Origin of the sequence: Streptomyces sp. NBC_00358 (assembly GCF_036099295.1) — a bacterium.
Taxonomy (GTDB): domain Bacteria; phylum Actinomycetota; class Actinomycetes; order Streptomycetales; family Streptomycetaceae; genus Streptomyces.
The window spans coordinates 7,064,825-7,081,378 of sequence record NZ_CP107976.1; the positions used below are offsets into that span (position 1 = coordinate 7,064,825).

A 16,554-nucleotide genomic window follows, 5' to 3' on the forward strand; every position below is an offset into this window, starting at 1 on the left:
GGCGGCTCGCCCGTCAGAGCCTGCGGGTGGCCAGCGTGAGGCGGTCGCGGGCGTCGAACAGGGCGTCCTTGACCATCTGCTCGTGCGCGGGGGTGAGCCGGGCCACAGGCACCGAGCAGCTGATCGCGTCGCGGGCGGGCGTGCGGTACGGGATCGCCACACCGAAGCAGCGCAGTCCCAGCGTGTTCTCCTCGCGGTCCACCGCGAAGCCCTGCTCCCGCACCTGGCGCAGCTCCTCGATGAGCTTCTCCCGGTCGGTGATCGTGTGCTCGGTCAGCGCGGGGAGCGTCTCCGGCAGCAGTTTGCGGACCTGCTCGTCGGTGTGCGTGGCCAGCAGCGCCTTGCCGAGCGAGGTGGAGTGGGCGGGGAGCCGGCGGCCGACCCGGGTGAAGGGGCGCAGATAGTGCTGGGACTGCCGGGTGGCCAGATAGACGACGTTCGTGCCGTCCAGGCGCGCGAGGTGGATCGTCTCGGTGGTGTCGTCGGAGAGACGGTCGAGGGTGGGACGGGCCGCGGCGACCACTTCGTCACCGTCGATGTACGAGGTGCCGACGAGCAGCGCCCGGACGCCGATGCCGTACCGCGTACCCGTGGCGTCCGTCTCGACCCAGCCGAGCTCCACGAGCGTCCGAAGCAGCATGTAGAGGCTCGACTTGGGATATCCGACGGCTTCCTGGACCGCGGCCAGGGAGTGCATTCCGGGCCGGCCGGCGAAGTACTCCAGCAATTCCACGGTCCGCACCGCGGACTTGACCTGCGCCCCGCCGCCTGTCTCGCCTGCCGACATCGCCCTTGACCCCTTCGTTGGACGGGAAATAGTCTCCGACAGGAGATTCACCATCAGAGACAGCGTTCAGCATATCGAACACCCCTGGTGAGTGACACAAGAAATGTGGCATCACATCTGAAGGGACCCGCGGTGGCAGCAGCACCAGTCTGGAGTGTCGACCCCCGTACCGGGAAGCAGCGGGAACAGGTCGCGGTGGAGGCCACGGCCCAGGAGGTGGACGAGACCGTCCGCGCCGCGAACGCCGCCCGTCCCGCGCTCGTCGACCGCACCGTCCGCGCCGCGTTCCTGCGCACCGCCGCCGACCTGCTCGAAGGCTCCAAGGACCACCTCGTCGAGGCCGCCGACGCGGAGACCGCGCTCGGCCCGGTCCGGCTCACCGGCGAACTCGCCCGCACCTGCTACCAGTTGCGCGCCTTCGCCTCGATCGTCGACGAGGGTGCCTTCCTCGACGTCGTCATCAACCACCCCGACGGCACGGCGACCCCGCCGATCCCGGACCTGCGCCGCTACAAGGTGCCGCTGGGCGTCGTCGCCGTGTACTCGGCCTCGAACTTCCCCTTCGCCTTCTCGGTCGCCGGCGGCGACACCGCGAGCGCGCTGGCCGCGGGCTGCCCGGTCGTGGTCAAGGCCCACCCCGACCACCCGGCGCTCTCCGAGCTGGTCGCGGCCGTCCTGCGCCGCGCCGCCGCCCGGCACGACATCCCCGAGGGGGTCATCGGTCTCGTCCACGGCTTCGAGGCCGGGGTCGAGCTGGTCCGCCACCCGCTGGTCGCCGCGGCCGGGTTCACCGGCTCGGTCCGTGGCGGGCGCGCGCTGTTCGACGCGGCCTCGTCGCGTCCGGTGCCGATCCCGTTCCACGGTGAGCTCGGCTCCCTCAACCCCGTCGTCGTCACCGAGGCCGCGGCCGCCGAGCGTGCCGAGGAGATCGGCGCGGGACTCGCCGGATCGATGACGCTGGGCGTCGGTCAGTTCTGTGTGAAGCCGGGCCTGGTGCTCGCTCCGGCCGGCGCGGCGGGCGACCGTCTGCTGAAGTCCCTGACCGACGCGGTGAGCGACACCGCTTCCGGGGTCCTGCTCGACCACCGCATGCGCGACAACTTCATCGCCGGGGTCGCCGAGCGCGCCGGACTCCCCGACGTACAGGCCCCGGTGACACCGGGCGCGGGCGGCGAGCACACGGTGAGCCCCGGCTTCCTGACCGTGCCCGCGAGCAGGCTCGCGGCCGGGGGCGAGCACGACCTGCTCCTGGAGGAGTGCTTCGGGCCGCTCACGGTCGTGGCGCGCTACGAGGACGAGTCCGAGGCCGGCGCGGTGCTCTCCCGGCTGCCGGGCAACCTCACGGCCACCGTGCAGCTCTCCGCGGAGGAGGCGGCGGGCGAGGGGCGCGGCGCGGAGATCCTCGCCGAACTGACCTCCCTGGCGGGCCGCGTGCTGGTGAACGGCTGGCCGACCGGCGTCGCCGTGGCCCCGGCCCAGCATCACGGGGGCCCGTACCCGGCGACGACCTCGACGTCCACCTCGGTCGGCGGCAGCGCCATCGAGCGCTGGATGCGGCCGGTGGCCTACCAGGGTGTGCCCGAGGCCCTGCTGCCGCCGGAGCTGCGCGACGACAACCCGCTGGGGCTGCCGCGGCGGTACGACGGGCGCCTGGAGCGATAACCCCCGGCCGGTGTCCGTGGGGCCCGGTGTCCGAGTCGGTGCCCGCCGGTTCCGCCGGTCTCCGCCGGGCCGCCGGTGTCGCGGGTGCCGCGTGTTCGATCACGCGGCACCCCGAGTCCGCCGAGGGTGCCGCCGTGGACCTGAGAGACTCGGGGCATGGACGTCACACTCCCCGAACTCCCCTTCTCCCTCCGCACCTACGGCCCCGGCGGGCACTGGTCGTACGAGGACGGTGTGCTCACCGGCTGGGCCGGGCCCCGGCAGGACCGCTTCGTACCGCCCACCGGTGAAGGACTCGACCCGGCCTCGGACGCGCCCCGGCTGCTCGGCTCGCCCGAGGGGGACTTCCAGCTCATCGCCCGCGTGACGGTCGGTTTCGGGGCGGCCTTCGACGCGGGCGTGCTCTACGTCCATGTCGGGGAGCGGGCCTGGGCGAAGCTGTGCCTGGAGTACTCCCCGGACGTGCCCACCGTCTGCACGGTGGTCACCCGGGGACACTCCGACGATGCCAACTCCTTCACCGTGGAGGGCAGTTCCGTCTGGCTGCGGGTGAGCCGCACGGACCGTGCCTTCGCCTTCCACGCCTCCCGCGACGGCGAGCGCTGGACCTTCGTCCGCCTCTTCACCCTGGCCGACGAGAAGGAGACGGGGGCGGCGCTGGTGGGCTTCATGACCCAGTCGCCGATGGGGGAGGGCTGTGTGGTGACGTACGACGGAATCGAGTTCCGGCCCGACTGGCCGAGCGACCTCCGCGACGGCAGCTAGCGAGCGTCGCCGGTCCGGTTCGGCGCCCGGCGGGTGCGGAACCGGACCGGTGGCGGGCACGTCCTCAGTTGCATGATCGAGGACCGTGTGGACCATGTGGGCCGGATGATCAGGACCGCCCTCCCCGCCGAGGCGGCCGGTGTCGCCGAACTGCACGCCCGCGCCCGGGCGACGTACTACCCCGGCGGGGTGCCGCAGGACGGCACCGACTGGCTCGCCGGCTGGCGGAGCGCCATCGAGCGCCCCGACGGCCATGTGCTGTGTGTCGTGCAGGACGCCCGGATCGTGGGCATCGCCTCTTTCCGTACGGCCGAGGGCGCACCCGCCGACACGGTCAAGCTCTACCAGTTCCATGTCGACCCCGACCGCTGGCGGGCCGGTGTCGGCACGGCCCTGCACGCGGCCTGCGTGGAGGAGTGGAGGGCGGACGGGAAGAGCGCGGCGACGCTCGACGTGCACGTCGACAACCTGCGCGCCCAGGCCTTCTACGCCCGCCTCGGCTGGGTCCCGGACCCGGAGAACCCGCCCGCCGAGGGCGATCACCACCGGTATCTGCGGTACGCGGTGACGGGGACCGGACCCGGAACGGCTCCCCGGGCGGTGCCCGGGGAATGACCCGAGCCGTTTGAACGTTCACATACTGACGTCCCCGGAGGGTGTCCCGTATCCGCACGACCTGAAGAGAGCCGAAGAATGCGCGTCGAAATCTGGAGCGACATCGCCTGCCCCTGGTGTTATGTCGGAAAGGCCCGTTTCGAGAAGGCGCTGGACGCCTTCCCGCACCGGGACCAGGTCGAGGTCGTGCACCGTTCCTTCGAACTCGACCCGGGCCGCGCCAAGGGCGACATCCAGCCGGTGATCACGATGCTCACCAAGAAGTACGGCATGAGTGAGACCCAGGCCCAGGCGGGCGAGGAGAACCTCGGCACGCAGGCCGCCGCCGAGGGCCTCGCGTACCGCACCCGGGACCGCGACCACGGCAACACCTTCGACATGCACCGCCTGCTGCACCTCGCCAAGGCGCGGGGCCGTCAGGACGAGCTGATCGGTCTGTTCTACCGGGCCAACTTCGCCGAGGAGCGGACCGTCTTCGGTGACGACGAGCGGCTCGTGGAGCTGGCCGTCGCCGCCGGCCTCGACGAAGGCGAGGCCCGCCGGGTGCTCGCCGACCCGGCCGCCTACGCCGACGACGTCCGCGCCGACGAGCGCGAGGCCGCCGAGCTGGGCGCGAACGGCGTCCCCTTCTTCGTCCTCGACCGCACCTACGGCGTCTCCGGCGCACAGCCCGCCGAGGTCTTCGCCCAGGCGCTGGCCCAGGCCTGGGGCGAGCGTCCGCAGCTCACCCTGATCCAGGACGAAGGCGGCGACGCGGAGGCCTGCGGTCCGGACGGCTGCGCCGTTCCCCAGCACTGACCGGCGCGGGCCGGATTCCCGGCGCCGGGAGACGCGGGTCGTGTCCCGGCGCCGAAAGGCGCAGGTCGGAGCCGATTCATAAGCGCTCCTTGGGGGAATCACGTAAAAGTCCGCAATGGACTTGGGCATGTTCGGGGCCCAGAGTGGTCCCATGGAGACCTTCGAGACCCTCGTCCGTTCCGAGTTCGCCGCGAAGAACACCTATCTGAACACCGCGAGTACCGGACTGCTCCCGGCCCGCACCGTGGCCGCGATGCGGGCCGCCGTGGAGTCGGTGGCCGCCGGGCAGCCCGCCGACATGTTCGCGGACGTCGAGGCGGCCCGCTCGTCGTTCGCCCGGCTCGTCGGGGTGCCCGACGGCCGGGTGGCGGCCGGGGCCTCGGTCGCCGTGTACAGCGGACTGATCGCGGCCTCGCTGCCGCCGGGTGCCGAAGTCCTCACCGCGGAGGCGGACTTCAGCTCCGTCGTGACCCCCTTCCACGTCCGCGGCGACCTCAAGGTCCGCGCCGTCCCGCTGGAGCGGATCGCCGAATCCGTGCACTCGGGCACCGCGCTCGTCGCGGTGAGCGCCGCACAGTCCGCGGACGGCCGGATCGCCCCGCTGGCGGACATCCGGGAGGCGGCCCGGGAACACGGAGCCCGTACGTACATCGACGCGTCCCAGGCCGCCGGATGGCTGCCGCTGGGCGCGGACGCCTACGACTACGTCGCGTCCGTCGCGTTCAAGTGGCTCGTCTGCCCGCGCGGTGTGGCCTTCCTGGTCGTCCCGGAGGACCTCGGCGGACTCACCCCGGTGTTCGCCGGCTGGGTCGCGGGCGAGGCCCCCTGGGACAGCTGCTACGGCCCCGTGGAGGAACTCGCCCACTCCGCACGGCGGTTCGACGAGAGTCCGGGCCTGTTCGCGTACGCCGGAGCGCGGCATTCGCTGGAGCTGGTCGAGGAACTGGGCGTGGAGCGGGTGTACGCCCACGACCTGGCGCTCGCCGACCGCTTCCGCACCGGCCTGCGGGAACGGGGTCACGAACCGGTGCCCGCCCCCGGCTCCGCGATCGTCTCCGTACCCGGACTCGGCGGTCTTCAGCCCGAGTTGAGCCGAGCCGGGGTCGAAGTCTCCGACCGCGCGGGCCATTTGAGGGCGGCATTCCATCTCTACAACACCCCGGACGACGTCGACAGGCTGCTCGGCGCGCTGCCCGGCTGAACGGCCGCGGACCAGCTCCGCCCGCACGGGCGAGGCGCCCGGTCACGCCTCACAGCGAGGCGCCCCGTCATGCCCCGCGCGGCTCGGCGCGGGGCACGACGGGACGGCGGTCATGCCGCGGGCACCGGGGGAGGACGTCACCGCACCGGCGTGAAGTCCCGCGCCCCGATGAACTCCGGCCTGCGCACGGGGGCCGCGAAGGGTTCCACCGCCGCGTTCTCCACGCTGTTGAACACGATGAAGACGTTGCTGCGCGGGAACGGGGTGATGTTGTCCCCCGAACCGTGCATGCAGTTGCAGTCGAACCAGGTCGCCGAACCGGCCCGGCCCGTGAAGAGCTTGATGCCGTGCCGGCCCGCGAGGTGGGTGAGTGCCTCGTCGGAGGGCGTTCCGGCGTCCTGCATCTGGAGCGACCGCTTGTAGTTGTCCTTCGGCGTGGCCCCCGCGCACCCGAGGAACGTCCTGTGCGACCCCGGCATGATCATCAGGCCGCCGTTGGTGTCGTGGTTCTCGGTCAGGGCGATCGAGACGGACACCGTCCGCATGTTCGGCAGACCGTCCTCGGCGTGCCAGGTCTCGAAGTCCGAGTGCCAGTAGAAGCCGCCGGCCCCGAATCCCGGCTTGACGTTGATCCGTGACTGGTGGACGTACACGTCGGAGCCGAGGATCTGCCGGGCCGGGCCGACGACGCGCTCGTCGCGGACGAGCCGGGCGAAGACCTCGCTGATCCGGTGCACCTCGAAGACGGAGCGGATCTCCCGCGTCGTCGGCTCGACGATCGAGCGTTCGTCGGCACGGACGGCCGGGTCGGTGACGAGCCGTTCCAGCTCCTGCCGGTAGACGGCGACCTCGTCCTCGGTGATGAGCTCCTCGACGGCGAGGAAGCCGTCGCGCTCGTACGTCTGGAGTTCGGGCACGGTGATCGGGCCGGGTTCGTCCGGCGCGCCCCAGACGACCGGGTCCTGGCGGGGCACGGCCACTTCGGTGGCGGCGCGGCTGGGGTACGGATCGGTGAGTGTGGTCATCGGTGTGTCACACCTCCTCGGGTTCGGTGAGCAGCGGGTAGACGCCGTTCTCGTCGTGGTCCTCCCGTCCGGTGACCGGCGGGTTGAAGACGCAGACGCAGCGGAAGTCGGTCCTGGGACGCAGGGTGTGGCGCTCGTGGCCGTTCAGCAGGTACATCGTCCCGGGGGCGATCCAGTGCTTGTCGCCGGTCTCCTCGTCGGTGAGTTCGGCCTCGCCCTCCACGCAGAGCACGGCCTCGATGTGGTTCGCGTACCACATCGACGTCTCCGTACCGGCGTACAGGATCGTCTCGTGCAGGGAGAAGCCGACCTTCTCCTTGGCGAGGACGATGCGCTTGCTCTCCCAGGTACCGGTCGCCGCCTTCACGTGCCGGTCGGTGCCTTCGACATCCTTGAACGAACGGACTATCACGGTGGTGCGATGCCTCTCTCTCGTGCTTCTCGTGGTGTGCGGCGGTCTGGTCAGACGGTCTCGCGGACGGCGCGGGCGAGGGTCCGCAGGCCCTCGTCGAGCTCGTCGGGGGTGATGGTGAGCGCGGGCAGCAGTTTCACGACCTCGCTCTCGGGGCCGGACGTCTCGATGAGCAGCCCGAGTTCGAAGGCGCGATGGGCGACGCGTCCGGCGCGCGCCTTGTCCTTGAACTCGATGCCCCAGACGAGCCCGCGACCGCGGTACTCCTTGATGTCGGCGAGGTTCTCCTCGGTGATGGAGATCAGCGCCTGTTCGACCTGCTCGCCGCGGGCGCGGGTCTGCTTCTCCATGGCGGAGCCGTCGGCCCAGTAGGTCTCCAGGGCGGCGGCGGCCGTCACGAACGCCGGGTTGTTGCCGCGGAAGGTGCCGTTGTGCTCGCCCGGCTCCCAGATGTCCAGCTCGGGCTTGAACAGGCACAGCGACATCGGCAGTCCGTATCCGCTGATGGACTTGGAGACGGTCACGATGTCGGGCACGACGCCGGCCTCCTCGAAGGAGAAGAACGCGCCGGTCCGCCCGCAGCCCATCTGGATGTCGTCGACGATCAGCAGCATGTCGCGGCGCTCGCACAGGTCGGCCAGGGCGCGCAGCCACTCGGGCCGCGCGACATTGATCCCGCCCTCGCCCTGCACGGTCTCGACGATCACCGCGGCGGGCTGGTTGAGGCCCGAGCCCTGGTCCTCCAGGAGCCGTTCGAACCACAGGAAGTCCGGGACCAGGCCGTCGAAGTAGTTGTCGAACGGCATCGGGGTGCCGTGCACCAGGGGGACACCCGCGCCCGCCCGCTTGAAGGCGTTGCCGGTCACGGCGAGCGAGCCGAGCGACATCCCGTGGAAGGCGTTGGTGAACGACACGATCGCCTCGCGCCCCTTCACCTTGCGCGCGAGCTTCAGCGCGGACTCGACGGCGTTGGTGCCCGTCGGCCCGGGGAACATCACCTTGTACGGCAGATCGCGCGGCCGCAGCACCAGGTCCTGGAAGGTCTCCAGGAAGCCGCGCTTGGCGGCCGTCGACATGTCGAGTCCGTGGGTCACCCCGTCGCGTTCCAGGTAGTCGATCAGGGCCCGTTTGAGCACGGGGTTGTTGTGCCCGTAGTTCAGGGACCCGGCGCCTGCGAAGAAGTCGAGGTACTCGTGTCCGTCCTCGTCGTACATCCGGCTGCCCCGGGCGCGGTCGAAGACGGTGGGCCAGTTGCGGCAGTAGCTGCGCACCTCCGACTCCAGGGTCTCGAAGACGCTCAGGTCCGGCTGGGTGATGGTCACGGCGAATGGCTCCTCGAAGTGTGGGGGGAGGAAGAGAGAAGAACGGGGAGGGAGGAGAACGAGGGGAGAAGAACGGGGGGAGGACGCGGCGCGGGAGGTCGGCGCGGGGGCGCGGGTCAGGGGGCGAACGGGCCGATGCGGTACAGCACTTCGGGGTCGTGCGGTCCGTCGGGGAACTGCCCCGCACCGAACAGCACCTCGCGCTCGACGGCCGCGCCGTGACGCCGTGCGTACGACGTGAACAGGCGCTCGGAGGCGGTGTTGCCCGGCGTGATGGTCGTCTCGACGACGGACAGCCCCCGCTCGGCCGCCACCCGCGCGGTCAGCCCGTCGAGCAGTCGCGCGGCCAGTCCCCGGCCGCGGTGCGCCGCGTCGACGGCCACCTGCCACACGAGCAGGGTGCGCGGGCGCTCCGGGCGGATGTACGCGGTAACGAAGCCGACGGGCCGGCCGTCGGCGTCGCGTGCCACCGCCGAGGTGCCGGCGAAGTCACGACACCACAGCAGATAGCTGTAGGAGGAGTTCAGGTCGAGGGTTCGGGAGTCCTTGGCGATACGCCAGAGGGCGGCCCCGTCGGCCACCTCCGGACGGTCGATCCGAAGGCCCTCAGGCATTTCCAGGAATTCCGCTGACAGGTCTGCGTGTGCGGCGGTCATGCGGATTGAATTTACCGACGGAAAGTTCAAATTGCATCGTCGGGTGGGGTTACGTACGGCGCACCCATGTGTTATCACGCGCCCGTGAAAGGCGGGCGATCCCTGTGCCTTTCCGGGCGGTTTCGACCGGATAATACCTAGGAAATCGGGCGCGCTATGGGGTGTGTCACAGTATCGAAATGTGCAGGTGACCTGCGCGAATCGCCTCACAGGCGTTCGCGGGATCTTTGTGTTTAGGTACGCGGAGAGCGGGCAGGAGAATGCGGGAGGCTATGCCGGATCAATCGAATGAATTCAGCTTCGAATTAACGGCGGGATAAAGGTGGGAGTGGGATGCGCAATTCCCGTCGCGTGCAATGCGCCGGGAGGCCGGTGTCCCCCGTCCCGGCGGAGGCGCGGACGCCTCCGCCGGCAGCCTCGCGGTCAGCCCCAGGCCAGTGCCACGGCCCGGCGCGCGCCCTCCAGGTCCACCGGGAAGCCGGACTCGGCCAGCGCCGCGCCCAGGCCCGCGAGGCTGGAGTGCACGACACCCCGGGTCGCGTCGGGACCGTAGTGGTTCACCCGGATCATCGACTGCGCGAGAGCCCCGCCGCCCGCGGCGAGCGGCAGCGCGGGATCCGCGGCCAGCGCCTTGGCGACCACGGCGGAGGCGTCCACGTCCTCGGGCACCCGCAGCGTGGTGGCCACGGGGGCCGCGTCCGGGGCCGCGTGCACATACGGGGCGAGGCCACCGCCGAGAGCCACGGCTCCCGCCCGGGTGGCGGCGGCGGCCGAGGCGTGACGGGCCATCACCGCGTCGAGCCCCTCGCCCTCGATCCGCTCGACACACGCCTCCAGGGCCAGCATCTCCAGCTGCGCGGGAGCGTGCAGCAGCGCCGTGCGGCCCGCGTCGACCCAGCGCTCCTTCCAGTCCAGCAGGGACAGGTAGGAGCGGCGCGGCGCGCCGGGGTTCGCGGCCATCCGCGCCCACGCCCGATCGCTCACGGACACCGCCGACACCCCGGCCGGTCCGCCCATCGCCTTCTGTGCCCCGATCACGCACAGGTCGACGCCCCAGGCGTCCGGCAGCACCGGCTCGGCGCCGATCGACGCGACGGCGTCCAGGTAGAAGAGCGCGCCGTGCTCGCGTACGACCTCGCCGATCTCCGCGACCGGGTTGGTGTTCCCGGTGGCGGCCTCGGCGTGCACGAGCGAGACGAAGTCGATCGACGGGTGCTCGGCGAAGGCCTCGCGGACCTGCTCGGCGGTGACGGCGTCGTGGAAGGGCACCGCCAGATCGATCACGGTCGCCCCGCAGTCCCGCAGCCAGTTGCCGAAGGTCTGGCCGTAGGGGCCGGTGATCACGTTCAGGGCGGTGGTGCCGGGACCGGCCGTGCCGCGAATCGCGCCCTCCAGGGGCAGCAGCGCCTCGCCCTGCATGATCACGACGTCCTGCTCGGTGGAGAGAAGGCGGGCGACACGGTCCTCGATCGACGCGAAGCGGGCGGCGCTCAGCGGCGCCAGGTCAAGGAAGGGGTGGGTCACGGTGGTGCTCTCTTCGCTCACGGTGGGGTCGACGATCAGAGCGTAAACCGGCGCCTCGTCGCCCACCCGGACCGGCGAATTCTGAGGCCAGACGGCCCAATCACCATCGGATTGATTTGAGCAACCCAAACCTTTCCTTATAATCAGAACCCTCTGTTCCCTCCACAGGAGGTCTCCGTGTACTCGGTCCTCGGACGCCGGACCCGCATTCTGGCCGCCACCACCGCCACGGCCGGGCTGCTGCTCGTGGCCGGCTGCACGTCGGACGGCGGCGGCAAGACCACCGCGAACGGGGTCCCGCTGGTCAAGAGCGGTCAGCTCACGACCTGCACCCATCTGCCGTACCCGCCCTTCCAGTCGGAGATCGACGGCAAGGTGCAGGGCTTCGACGTGTCGCTGATCGACCTGGTGGCCAAGAACCTGGGCGTGAAGCAGACCATCGTCGACACGCCCTTCGAGAACTTCAAGACGGGCGCGTTCCTCAACTCCGAGCAGTGCGACCTAGCCGCCGCCGGTATGACGATCACCGAGGAGCGCAAGAAGAACGTCGACTTCTCCGACCCGTACTTCGACGCCACCCAGGCCGTCCTGGTCGACAAGAACAGCGGCATCAACTCCTTCGCGGACCTCAAGGGCCAGAAGGTCGGTGCCCAGGCGCAGACCACCGGTGAGGAGTACGCGAAGAGCAAGGGGCTCGACCCCGTCTCCTTCGAGTCGTCCGACGCCGTCCTCAACGGCCTGCGCACCGGCCAGGTCAAGGCCGTCGTCATCGACTACCCCGTCGTCCAGGGGTGGCTGAAGGACAAGGCCAACGCCGACGCCTTCAAGGTGGCCGACAACCTCAACACCGGTGAGCAGTACGGCTTCACGGTGAAGAAGGGCAACACCAAGCTCGTCGCGGCCATCAACAAGGCCATCGCCGACGCGAAGGCCGACGGCACGTACAAGAAGCTCTACGAGAAGTGGATCGGCCCGTACGACGCGTCCGCGGCCTCCCCGTCCGCGTCATGAGTGATGCCGACACACCTCTCCAGCCCCGCAGGTCCGGCCTGAGCCGGCGCCGGAAGCGCTCGATCTCGCGCGGTGTGCAGTACGCCGTCTTCGTCGCCGTCGTGATCGCCTTCGCGGTCACGGCGGACTGGGGCCGTCTGCAGAACCAGTTCTTCCAGTGGGACCTGGTCAAGCGGATGTTCCCGGAAGTCATCACGCTGGCGCTGAAGAACACCGTCCTCTACACGGTGTTCGGTTTCACCGTCGGACTCGTGCTGGGCATCGTCGTCGCGCTGATGCGCCTGTCGTCGGTGGGCCCCTACCGCTGGGTGGCCGGGATCTACATCGAGGTCTTCCGGGGTCTGCCCGCCCTGATGATCTTCATCTTCGTGGGCGTCGCGGTGCCGCTCGCGTTCCCGGGCACGGAGATCATCGGCGGAACGTACGGAAAGGTCGCCATCGCGCTCGGCCTGGTGGGGGCCGCGTACATGGCCGAGACGTTCCGCGCGGGCATCCAGGCCGTGCCCAAGGGGCAGATGGAGGCGGCGCGTTCGCTGGGGTTCTCGCACGCGCGGGCCATGGTCTCGATCATCGTCCCGCAGGCGTTCCGGATCATCATCCCGCCGCTCACCAACGAGCTCGTGACCCTCTTCAAGGACTCCTCGCTGGTGCTGTTCCTCGGCGTCACCCTGGAGGAGCGCGAACTGTCCAAGTACGGCCGCGACCTGGCCAGCACGACCGCCAACTCCACGCCGATCCTGGTCGCGGGCCTGTGCTACCTGCTCGTCACGATCCCGCTCGGTTTCGTCGCGCGACGACTTGAGGCGAAGCAGAAGGAGGCCGCTCAGTGACCACCCCCGAGATCCGGGTGAAGGGCCTGCACAAGTCCTTCGGCGACAACGAGGTCCTGCGCGGTATCGACCTGGAGGTCGCCCGGGGCGAGGTCGTCTGTGTCATCGGCCCGTCCGGCTCCGGCAAGTCGACCCTGCTGCGGTGCGTGAACCTGCTGGAGGAACCCAGCAAGGGCCAGGTGTTCGTCGGCGGTACGGAGGTCACGCACCCGGACGTCGACATCGACGCCGTACGCCGCCGTATCGGCATGGTCTTCCAGCAGTTCAACCTCTTCCCCCATCTGACGGTGACCGGGAACCTCGCGCTGCCGCAGCGCCGGGTACTGGGCCGGGACAAGGCGGAGGCGGCCCGGATCGCCGCCGAGAACCTCGCCCGGGTGGGCCTCGCGGAGAAGGCGGACGCCTATCCGGCCTCGCTCTCCGGCGGCCAGCAGCAGCGCGTCGCGATCGCCCGCGCGCTCGCCATGGGGCCCGACGTGATGCTCTTCGACGAGCCGACGTCGGCGCTCGACCCCGAACTCGTCGGCGAGGTGCTCGCCGTCATGCGGATGCTCGCCGACGAGGGCATGACGATGATGGTCGTCACCCACGAGATGTCCTTCGCGCGCGAGGTGGCCGACCGGGTCGTGTTCATGGACGGCGGTGTGATCGTCGAGGACGGCGCCCCGGCGCAGGTCATCGGCAACCCGGCCCACGAGCGGACACGGCACTTCCTGTCCCGGCTGCTCGACCCGGCGATGGCGGACGTCGAGGACAGCGCACCGGACCGGCCGGACCAGGAGTAGGACCGGCCGGGGGAGGAGCGGGACCGGCCGGGGGAGGAGCGGGACCGGGAGGGTGAGCGGCGGGAGCCGCCTTACTAAGGTGCCTCTCATGAGCGATCACCCGGTACTGCACGTTAAGGGGCGGGTCGTCGTCGGACCCGACGACGTCCGCGACGAGCTGTGGGTCGTCGGCGGCCGGATCTCGTACGAGCGTCCCGGCGGCGCCCGTGACGTCCGCACCGTCGAGGGCTGGGCGCTGCCCGGTCTGGTCGACGCGCACTGCCATGTCGGTCTCGACGCCCACGGCCCGGTCCCGGCGGACGTCTCCGAGAAGCAGGCGCTGACCGACCGCGACGCCGGCACCCTGCTCGTCCGGGACGCCGGCTCGCCCTCCGACACCCGCTGGATCGACGACCGCGACGACCTCCCGAAGATCATCCGGGCGGGCCGGCACATCGCCCGCACCCGCCGTTACATCCGCAACTACGCCCACGAGATCGAGCCCGAGGACCTCGTCGCGTATGTGGCCCAGGAGGCCCGGCGCGGCGACGGCTGGGTCAAGCTCGTCGGGGACTGGATCGACCGCGGCACCGGCGACCTGAGCGCCTGCTGGCCGCGCGAGGCCGCCCGGGCGGCGATCGCCGAGGCGCACCGGCTCGGCGCCCGGGTCACCGCGCACTGCTTCGCCGAGGACTCGCTCCGCGACCTGGTCGAGGCGGGCATCGACTGCATCGAGCACGCCACCGGGCTCACCGAGGACACCATCCCGCTCTTCGCCGAGCGCGGTGTCGCCATCGTCCCCACCCTCGTGAACATCGCGACCTTCCCGGATTTGGCGGCCGGCGGCGAGTCCAAGTTCCCCCAGTGGTCGGCGCACATGCGACGGCTGCACGAGCGCCGCTACGACACCGTGCGCGCCGCGTACGACGCCGGAATCCCGGTCTACGTGGGCACCGACGCGGGCGGCTCCCTCGCGCACGGCCTCGTCGCGGCCGAGGTCGCCGAGCTCGTCACCGCCGGCATCCCGCCCGTCGAGGCGGTCTCCGCCACCGCCTGGGGCGCCCGGCGCTGGCTCGGGCGGCCCGGCCTCGACGAGGGAGCGCCCGCGGACCTCGTGGTCTACGAGGAGGACCCGCGCGCGGACGTACGGGTGCTGGCGGCTCCGCGACGGGTGGTCCTCAACGGGCGGATCGTCGGCTGACGTGGGTGCGGCGGGCGCGGTTGACGGAGCGTGACGGTCGGGGTGGTGTGCTCGTTACGCACTGTCTGCCGTGCACCGGCGTGTCAACCGGCGTCGGCCGGCGCGTCAACCAGCGCCTTCACCCAAGGGTGTTGAGCAAGTGGCGGTGGGGAACAGTCGTGCCTCGGGATTCGAAGACGTGCGCGGAAACCCCACGAAGGAGTGAACTCACGCCAGGTGGCTGACTGTTCACTCTCGGTGCGTAATTCTTTCCGGGTCCCAGGCTTTCTTCTATGGGGGTCCCACCCTTGAACAGCATCAACCACCGTATGCCCGTGCGCCGTTTCGCCGTCACGGCGGCGGCCACCGTCCTCGCCGCGGGTCCCGCCGCGCTGGCCGGCGCGGGCTCCGCACACGCGACCGCGGACCATGGTCGCGCGAGCGCCGTCGTGCTCCGCACCGGACTCGACGTGTCCCTCCTCAGGAAGTCCGTGAACGTCCCGCTCGCGGTCTCCCTGAACGAGGTGCAGGCACCGGAGAGTGCCGACAAGACCGCGCTCACCGCCCGGTTGGACGGCGTCGACCACGGGCGCCCGTTCAGCGTGCTGCGCGCGGACGTCGCCACCGCCGAGGCCACCGTCTCCGCCGGGAAGGCCGAGGGGTCCACCCGTCTCGCGCACGCCGCCGTCCATGTCCCCGGACTGCCGCTGCTGTCGCTCATCGAGATCGAGGACGTGACCTCGAAGGCGACCTGCGAGGCGGGGAAGAAGCCCGTCGCCACCGCCAACCTGCTGGGGTCCGTGAACGTCCTCGGCAAGAAGGTGACCCTCTCGACGGGCGGCCCGACGCACGTGCGGGTCCCCGGGGTCGGTGAGGTGCGGCTCGACCTCTCCAGGACCGAGACCACCTCCCGGACGGCCGCCGCGTCAGCGCTCGAACTCAAGGTGTCCATCAACCCGTTGAAGCTGAACGTGGCCGAGGTGGAGGGCACCCTGACGCTGGCGAAGGCCACTTGCGAGTCACCGGCGGCGCCCGTCGCCCAGGAGGCAGCGGCCGGCCCGTCCGAATCCGCCGACCCGGTGGCCTCCGGGGAGAAGGCGCCCGCGGAGAAGGCGCCCGCGAAGGCCCGCGAGGCGAAGCCGCAGGGTGCTCACGTGGAGCAGGGTCTCGCCGAGACCGGGGGCAGCTCCACGACGCCGTATCTGGCCGGCGGCGCGGTGGCGCTGCTCGCCGCGGGCGCCGGAGCGGTCGCCCTCTCCCGGCGCCGCCGGAGCTGACGGGCCACCGGGGTCCGGTCGTCGCCACCCGGACCCCGCACCTCGAACACCGGATGCGCTGAGCGGTCCCAGCCCGTCCGGCCTACGAAACCGGCCCACCCCGACGCCCCCGCCACGAGGGGCGCCGGGCCCCGCCCACGGCAGGGGTCGGCCCGACTCCGGCTACGGCCGGGCTCGCCGGACTCCGGGACGGCGGGGGGCCGCGGGGTTTCGCTGCCGGCGGGGCCGTTGGACGCGGGGGCGCGGGGGCTTGGCGGGCGTCGGGGGCCGCCAGGTCTCGGGTACGCCGGGGCTTCGGGTGCGGCCAGCGGCCGCAGGGCTTCGGGGCCGCCAGGTCTCGGGTGCTGCCGGATTGCGCGGACTGCCGGGGGCGCCGGGCTTCGGGGTACCGGGCGCCGGGTTTCGGGTACGGCCAGAGGCCAGAGGCCTTAGGGCGGCGGGGCCGCGAGGGCTTCGGGGCGCCGGGCCACGCCCACGGCAGGGGTCGGCCCGACTCCGGCTACGGCCGGGCTCGCCGGACTCCGGGACGGCGGGGGCCGCCGGACTTGGGGGCACGGAAGCTTGGCGGGCGTCGGGGGCCGCCAGGGGGCGAGTGCTGCCGGGCTGCCGGGTTTCGGGGTAGGGGGCTTGGCGAACAACAAGCCGGGCCTTGGGTACGCCGGGGCTTGCGGGTACGGCCGGAGGCCGTGGGGTTTCGGGGGTGCCGGGGCTCGGCGGGCGTCGGG

Annotated in this window: 16 protein-coding genes; 10 read left to right on the plus strand and 6 right to left on the minus strand. The window is 71.3% G+C overall.

All coding sequences use genetic code 11. The features are described 5' to 3' along the window. Nucleotides 1-13: 13 nt before the first annotated feature. Nucleotides 14-787 carry an IclR family transcriptional regulator gene (locus OHT01_RS30140; RefSeq protein ID WP_266503678.1) on the minus strand — a complete coding sequence of 258 codons (774 nt, stop codon included), beginning with the start codon at nucleotides 785-787 and terminating at the stop codon, nucleotides 14-16. Nucleotides 788-919: 132 nt separating this feature from the next. On the opposite strand from OHT01_RS30140, the gene OHT01_RS30145 reads away from it, so the two are divergent. The 5 genes from OHT01_RS30145 to OHT01_RS30165 all read left to right on the plus strand — a co-directional run bounded on the left by OHT01_RS30145 (nucleotide 920) and on the right by OHT01_RS30165 (nucleotide 5,828). Next, nucleotides 920-2,449 (plus strand): aldehyde dehydrogenase (NADP(+)), encoded by a 1,530-nt coding sequence (locus tag OHT01_RS30145; protein WP_328556251.1) that lies wholly within the window; start codon nucleotides 920-922, stop codon nucleotides 2,447-2,449. A gap of 156 nt (nucleotides 2,450-2,605) precedes the next feature. After that, nucleotides 2,606-3,214 carry a DUF1349 domain-containing protein gene (locus OHT01_RS30150; protein WP_328556252.1) on the plus strand — a complete coding sequence of 203 codons (609 nt, stop codon included), beginning with the start codon at nucleotides 2,606-2,608 and terminating at the stop codon, nucleotides 3,212-3,214. Between the two features lie 72 nt (nucleotides 3,215-3,286). After that, a complete protein-coding gene (locus tag OHT01_RS30155; protein ID WP_328556253.1) occupies nucleotides 3,287-3,829 on the plus strand; it encodes a GNAT family N-acetyltransferase in 543 nt (180 codons plus the stop codon). Between the two features lie 78 nt (nucleotides 3,830-3,907). After that, entirely contained in the window at nucleotides 3,908-4,627 is a 720-nt protein-coding gene (locus OHT01_RS30160) for a DsbA family oxidoreductase (RefSeq protein WP_328556254.1), read from the plus strand. 151 nt (nucleotides 4,628-4,778) lie between these two features. Next, a complete protein-coding gene (locus OHT01_RS30165) occupies nucleotides 4,779-5,828 on the plus strand; it encodes an aminotransferase class V-fold PLP-dependent enzyme (protein WP_328556255.1) in 1,050 nt (349 codons plus the stop codon). A 137-nt stretch (nucleotides 5,829-5,965) separates the two neighbouring features. Here the strand turns inward: OHT01_RS30165 and thpD are convergent, their stop codons facing one another. The 5 genes from thpD to OHT01_RS30190 all read right to left on the minus strand — a co-directional run bounded on the left by thpD (nucleotide 5,966) and on the right by OHT01_RS30190 (nucleotide 10,767). Beyond that, on the minus strand, nucleotides 5,966-6,853 hold the full coding sequence (gene thpD / locus OHT01_RS30170; protein WP_328556256.1) for an ectoine hydroxylase: 888 nt from the start codon (nucleotides 6,851-6,853) through the stop codon (nucleotides 5,966-5,968). A gap of 7 nt (nucleotides 6,854-6,860) precedes the next feature. Then, nucleotides 6,861-7,265, minus strand: a complete 405-nt coding sequence (locus OHT01_RS30175; RefSeq protein ID WP_328556257.1) for an ectoine synthase — start codon at nucleotides 7,263-7,265, stop codon at nucleotides 6,861-6,863. Between the two features lie 50 nt (nucleotides 7,266-7,315). After that, entirely contained in the window at nucleotides 7,316-8,587 is a 1,272-nt protein-coding gene (gene ectB / locus OHT01_RS30180; RefSeq protein WP_328556258.1) for a diaminobutyrate--2-oxoglutarate transaminase, read from the minus strand. Between the two features lie 116 nt (nucleotides 8,588-8,703). Beyond that, nucleotides 8,704-9,243 (minus strand): diaminobutyrate acetyltransferase, encoded by a 540-nt coding sequence (gene ectA / locus OHT01_RS30185; RefSeq protein WP_328556259.1) that lies wholly within the window; start codon nucleotides 9,241-9,243, stop codon nucleotides 8,704-8,706. A gap of 423 nt (nucleotides 9,244-9,666) precedes the next feature. Further along, complete coding sequence (locus tag OHT01_RS30190; RefSeq protein WP_328558323.1) at nucleotides 9,667-10,767, minus strand: pyridoxal-phosphate-dependent aminotransferase family protein; 1,101 nt, start codon at nucleotides 10,765-10,767, stop codon at nucleotides 9,667-9,669. 177 nt (nucleotides 10,768-10,944) lie between these two features. Between OHT01_RS30190 and OHT01_RS30195 the strand changes: the two genes are divergently transcribed. The 5 genes from OHT01_RS30195 to OHT01_RS30215 all read left to right on the plus strand — a co-directional run bounded on the left by OHT01_RS30195 (nucleotide 10,945) and on the right by OHT01_RS30215 (nucleotide 15,829). Further along, nucleotides 10,945-11,778 (plus strand): basic amino acid ABC transporter substrate-binding protein, encoded by an 834-nt coding sequence (locus OHT01_RS30195; RefSeq protein WP_328556260.1) that lies wholly within the window; start codon nucleotides 10,945-10,947, stop codon nucleotides 11,776-11,778. After that, nucleotides 11,775-12,608, plus strand: coding sequence for an amino acid ABC transporter permease (locus OHT01_RS30200; protein ID WP_328556261.1), 834 nt, complete (start codon nucleotides 11,775-11,777; stop codon nucleotides 12,606-12,608). The genes OHT01_RS30195 and OHT01_RS30200 overlap by 4 nt, the downstream gene beginning before the upstream one ends. Beyond that, the gene (locus OHT01_RS30205) at nucleotides 12,605-13,393 is read left to right on the plus strand and encodes an amino acid ABC transporter ATP-binding protein (RefSeq protein WP_328556262.1); all 789 of its coding nucleotides are present in this window, start codon (nucleotides 12,605-12,607) and stop codon (nucleotides 13,391-13,393) included. The genes OHT01_RS30200 and OHT01_RS30205 overlap by 4 nt, the downstream gene beginning before the upstream one ends. A gap of 88 nt (nucleotides 13,394-13,481) precedes the next feature. Continuing rightward, nucleotides 13,482-14,573 carry an amidohydrolase family protein gene (locus OHT01_RS30210; protein WP_328556263.1) on the plus strand — a complete coding sequence of 364 codons (1,092 nt, stop codon included), beginning with the start codon at nucleotides 13,482-13,484 and terminating at the stop codon, nucleotides 14,571-14,573. Nucleotides 14,574-14,881: 308 nt separating this feature from the next. Further along, nucleotides 14,882-15,829 carry an SCO1860 family LAETG-anchored protein gene (locus OHT01_RS30215; protein WP_328556264.1) on the plus strand — a complete coding sequence of 316 codons (948 nt, stop codon included), beginning with the start codon at nucleotides 14,882-14,884 and terminating at the stop codon, nucleotides 15,827-15,829. Nucleotides 15,830-16,554 lie beyond the last annotated feature (725 nt).

Excerpts from the sequence above, each read along its gene's own strand:
- OHT01_RS30210 (WP_328556263.1), top strand. The coding sequence starts at position 13,482 with ATGAGCGATCACCCGGTACTGCACGTTAAGGGGCGGGTCGTCGTCGGA.
- OHT01_RS30140 (WP_266503678.1), bottom strand. The coding sequence starts at position 787 with ATGTCGGCAGGCGAGACAGGCGGCGGGGCGCAGGTCAAGTCCGCGGTG.
- ectA (WP_328556259.1), bottom strand. The coding sequence starts at position 9,243 with ATGACCGCCGCACACGCAGACCTGTCAGCGGAATTCCTGGAAATGCCT.
- OHT01_RS30155 (WP_328556253.1), top strand. The coding sequence starts at position 3,287 with ATGATCGAGGACCGTGTGGACCATGTGGGCCGGATGATCAGGACCGCC.
- OHT01_RS30165 (WP_328556255.1), top strand. The coding sequence starts at position 4,779 with ATGGAGACCTTCGAGACCCTCGTCCGTTCCGAGTTCGCCGCGAAGAAC.
- thpD (WP_328556256.1), bottom strand. The coding sequence starts at position 6,853 with ATGACCACACTCACCGATCCGTACCCCAGCCGCGCCGCCACCGAAGTG.
- OHT01_RS30150 (WP_328556252.1), top strand. The coding sequence starts at position 2,606 with ATGGACGTCACACTCCCCGAACTCCCCTTCTCCCTCCGCACCTACGGC.
- OHT01_RS30160 (WP_328556254.1), top strand. The coding sequence starts at position 3,908 with ATGCGCGTCGAAATCTGGAGCGACATCGCCTGCCCCTGGTGTTATGTC.
- OHT01_RS30215 (WP_328556264.1), top strand. The coding sequence starts at position 14,882 with ATGCCCGTGCGCCGTTTCGCCGTCACGGCGGCGGCCACCGTCCTCGCC.
- OHT01_RS30200 (WP_328556261.1), top strand. The coding sequence starts at position 11,775 with ATGAGTGATGCCGACACACCTCTCCAGCCCCGCAGGTCCGGCCTGAGC.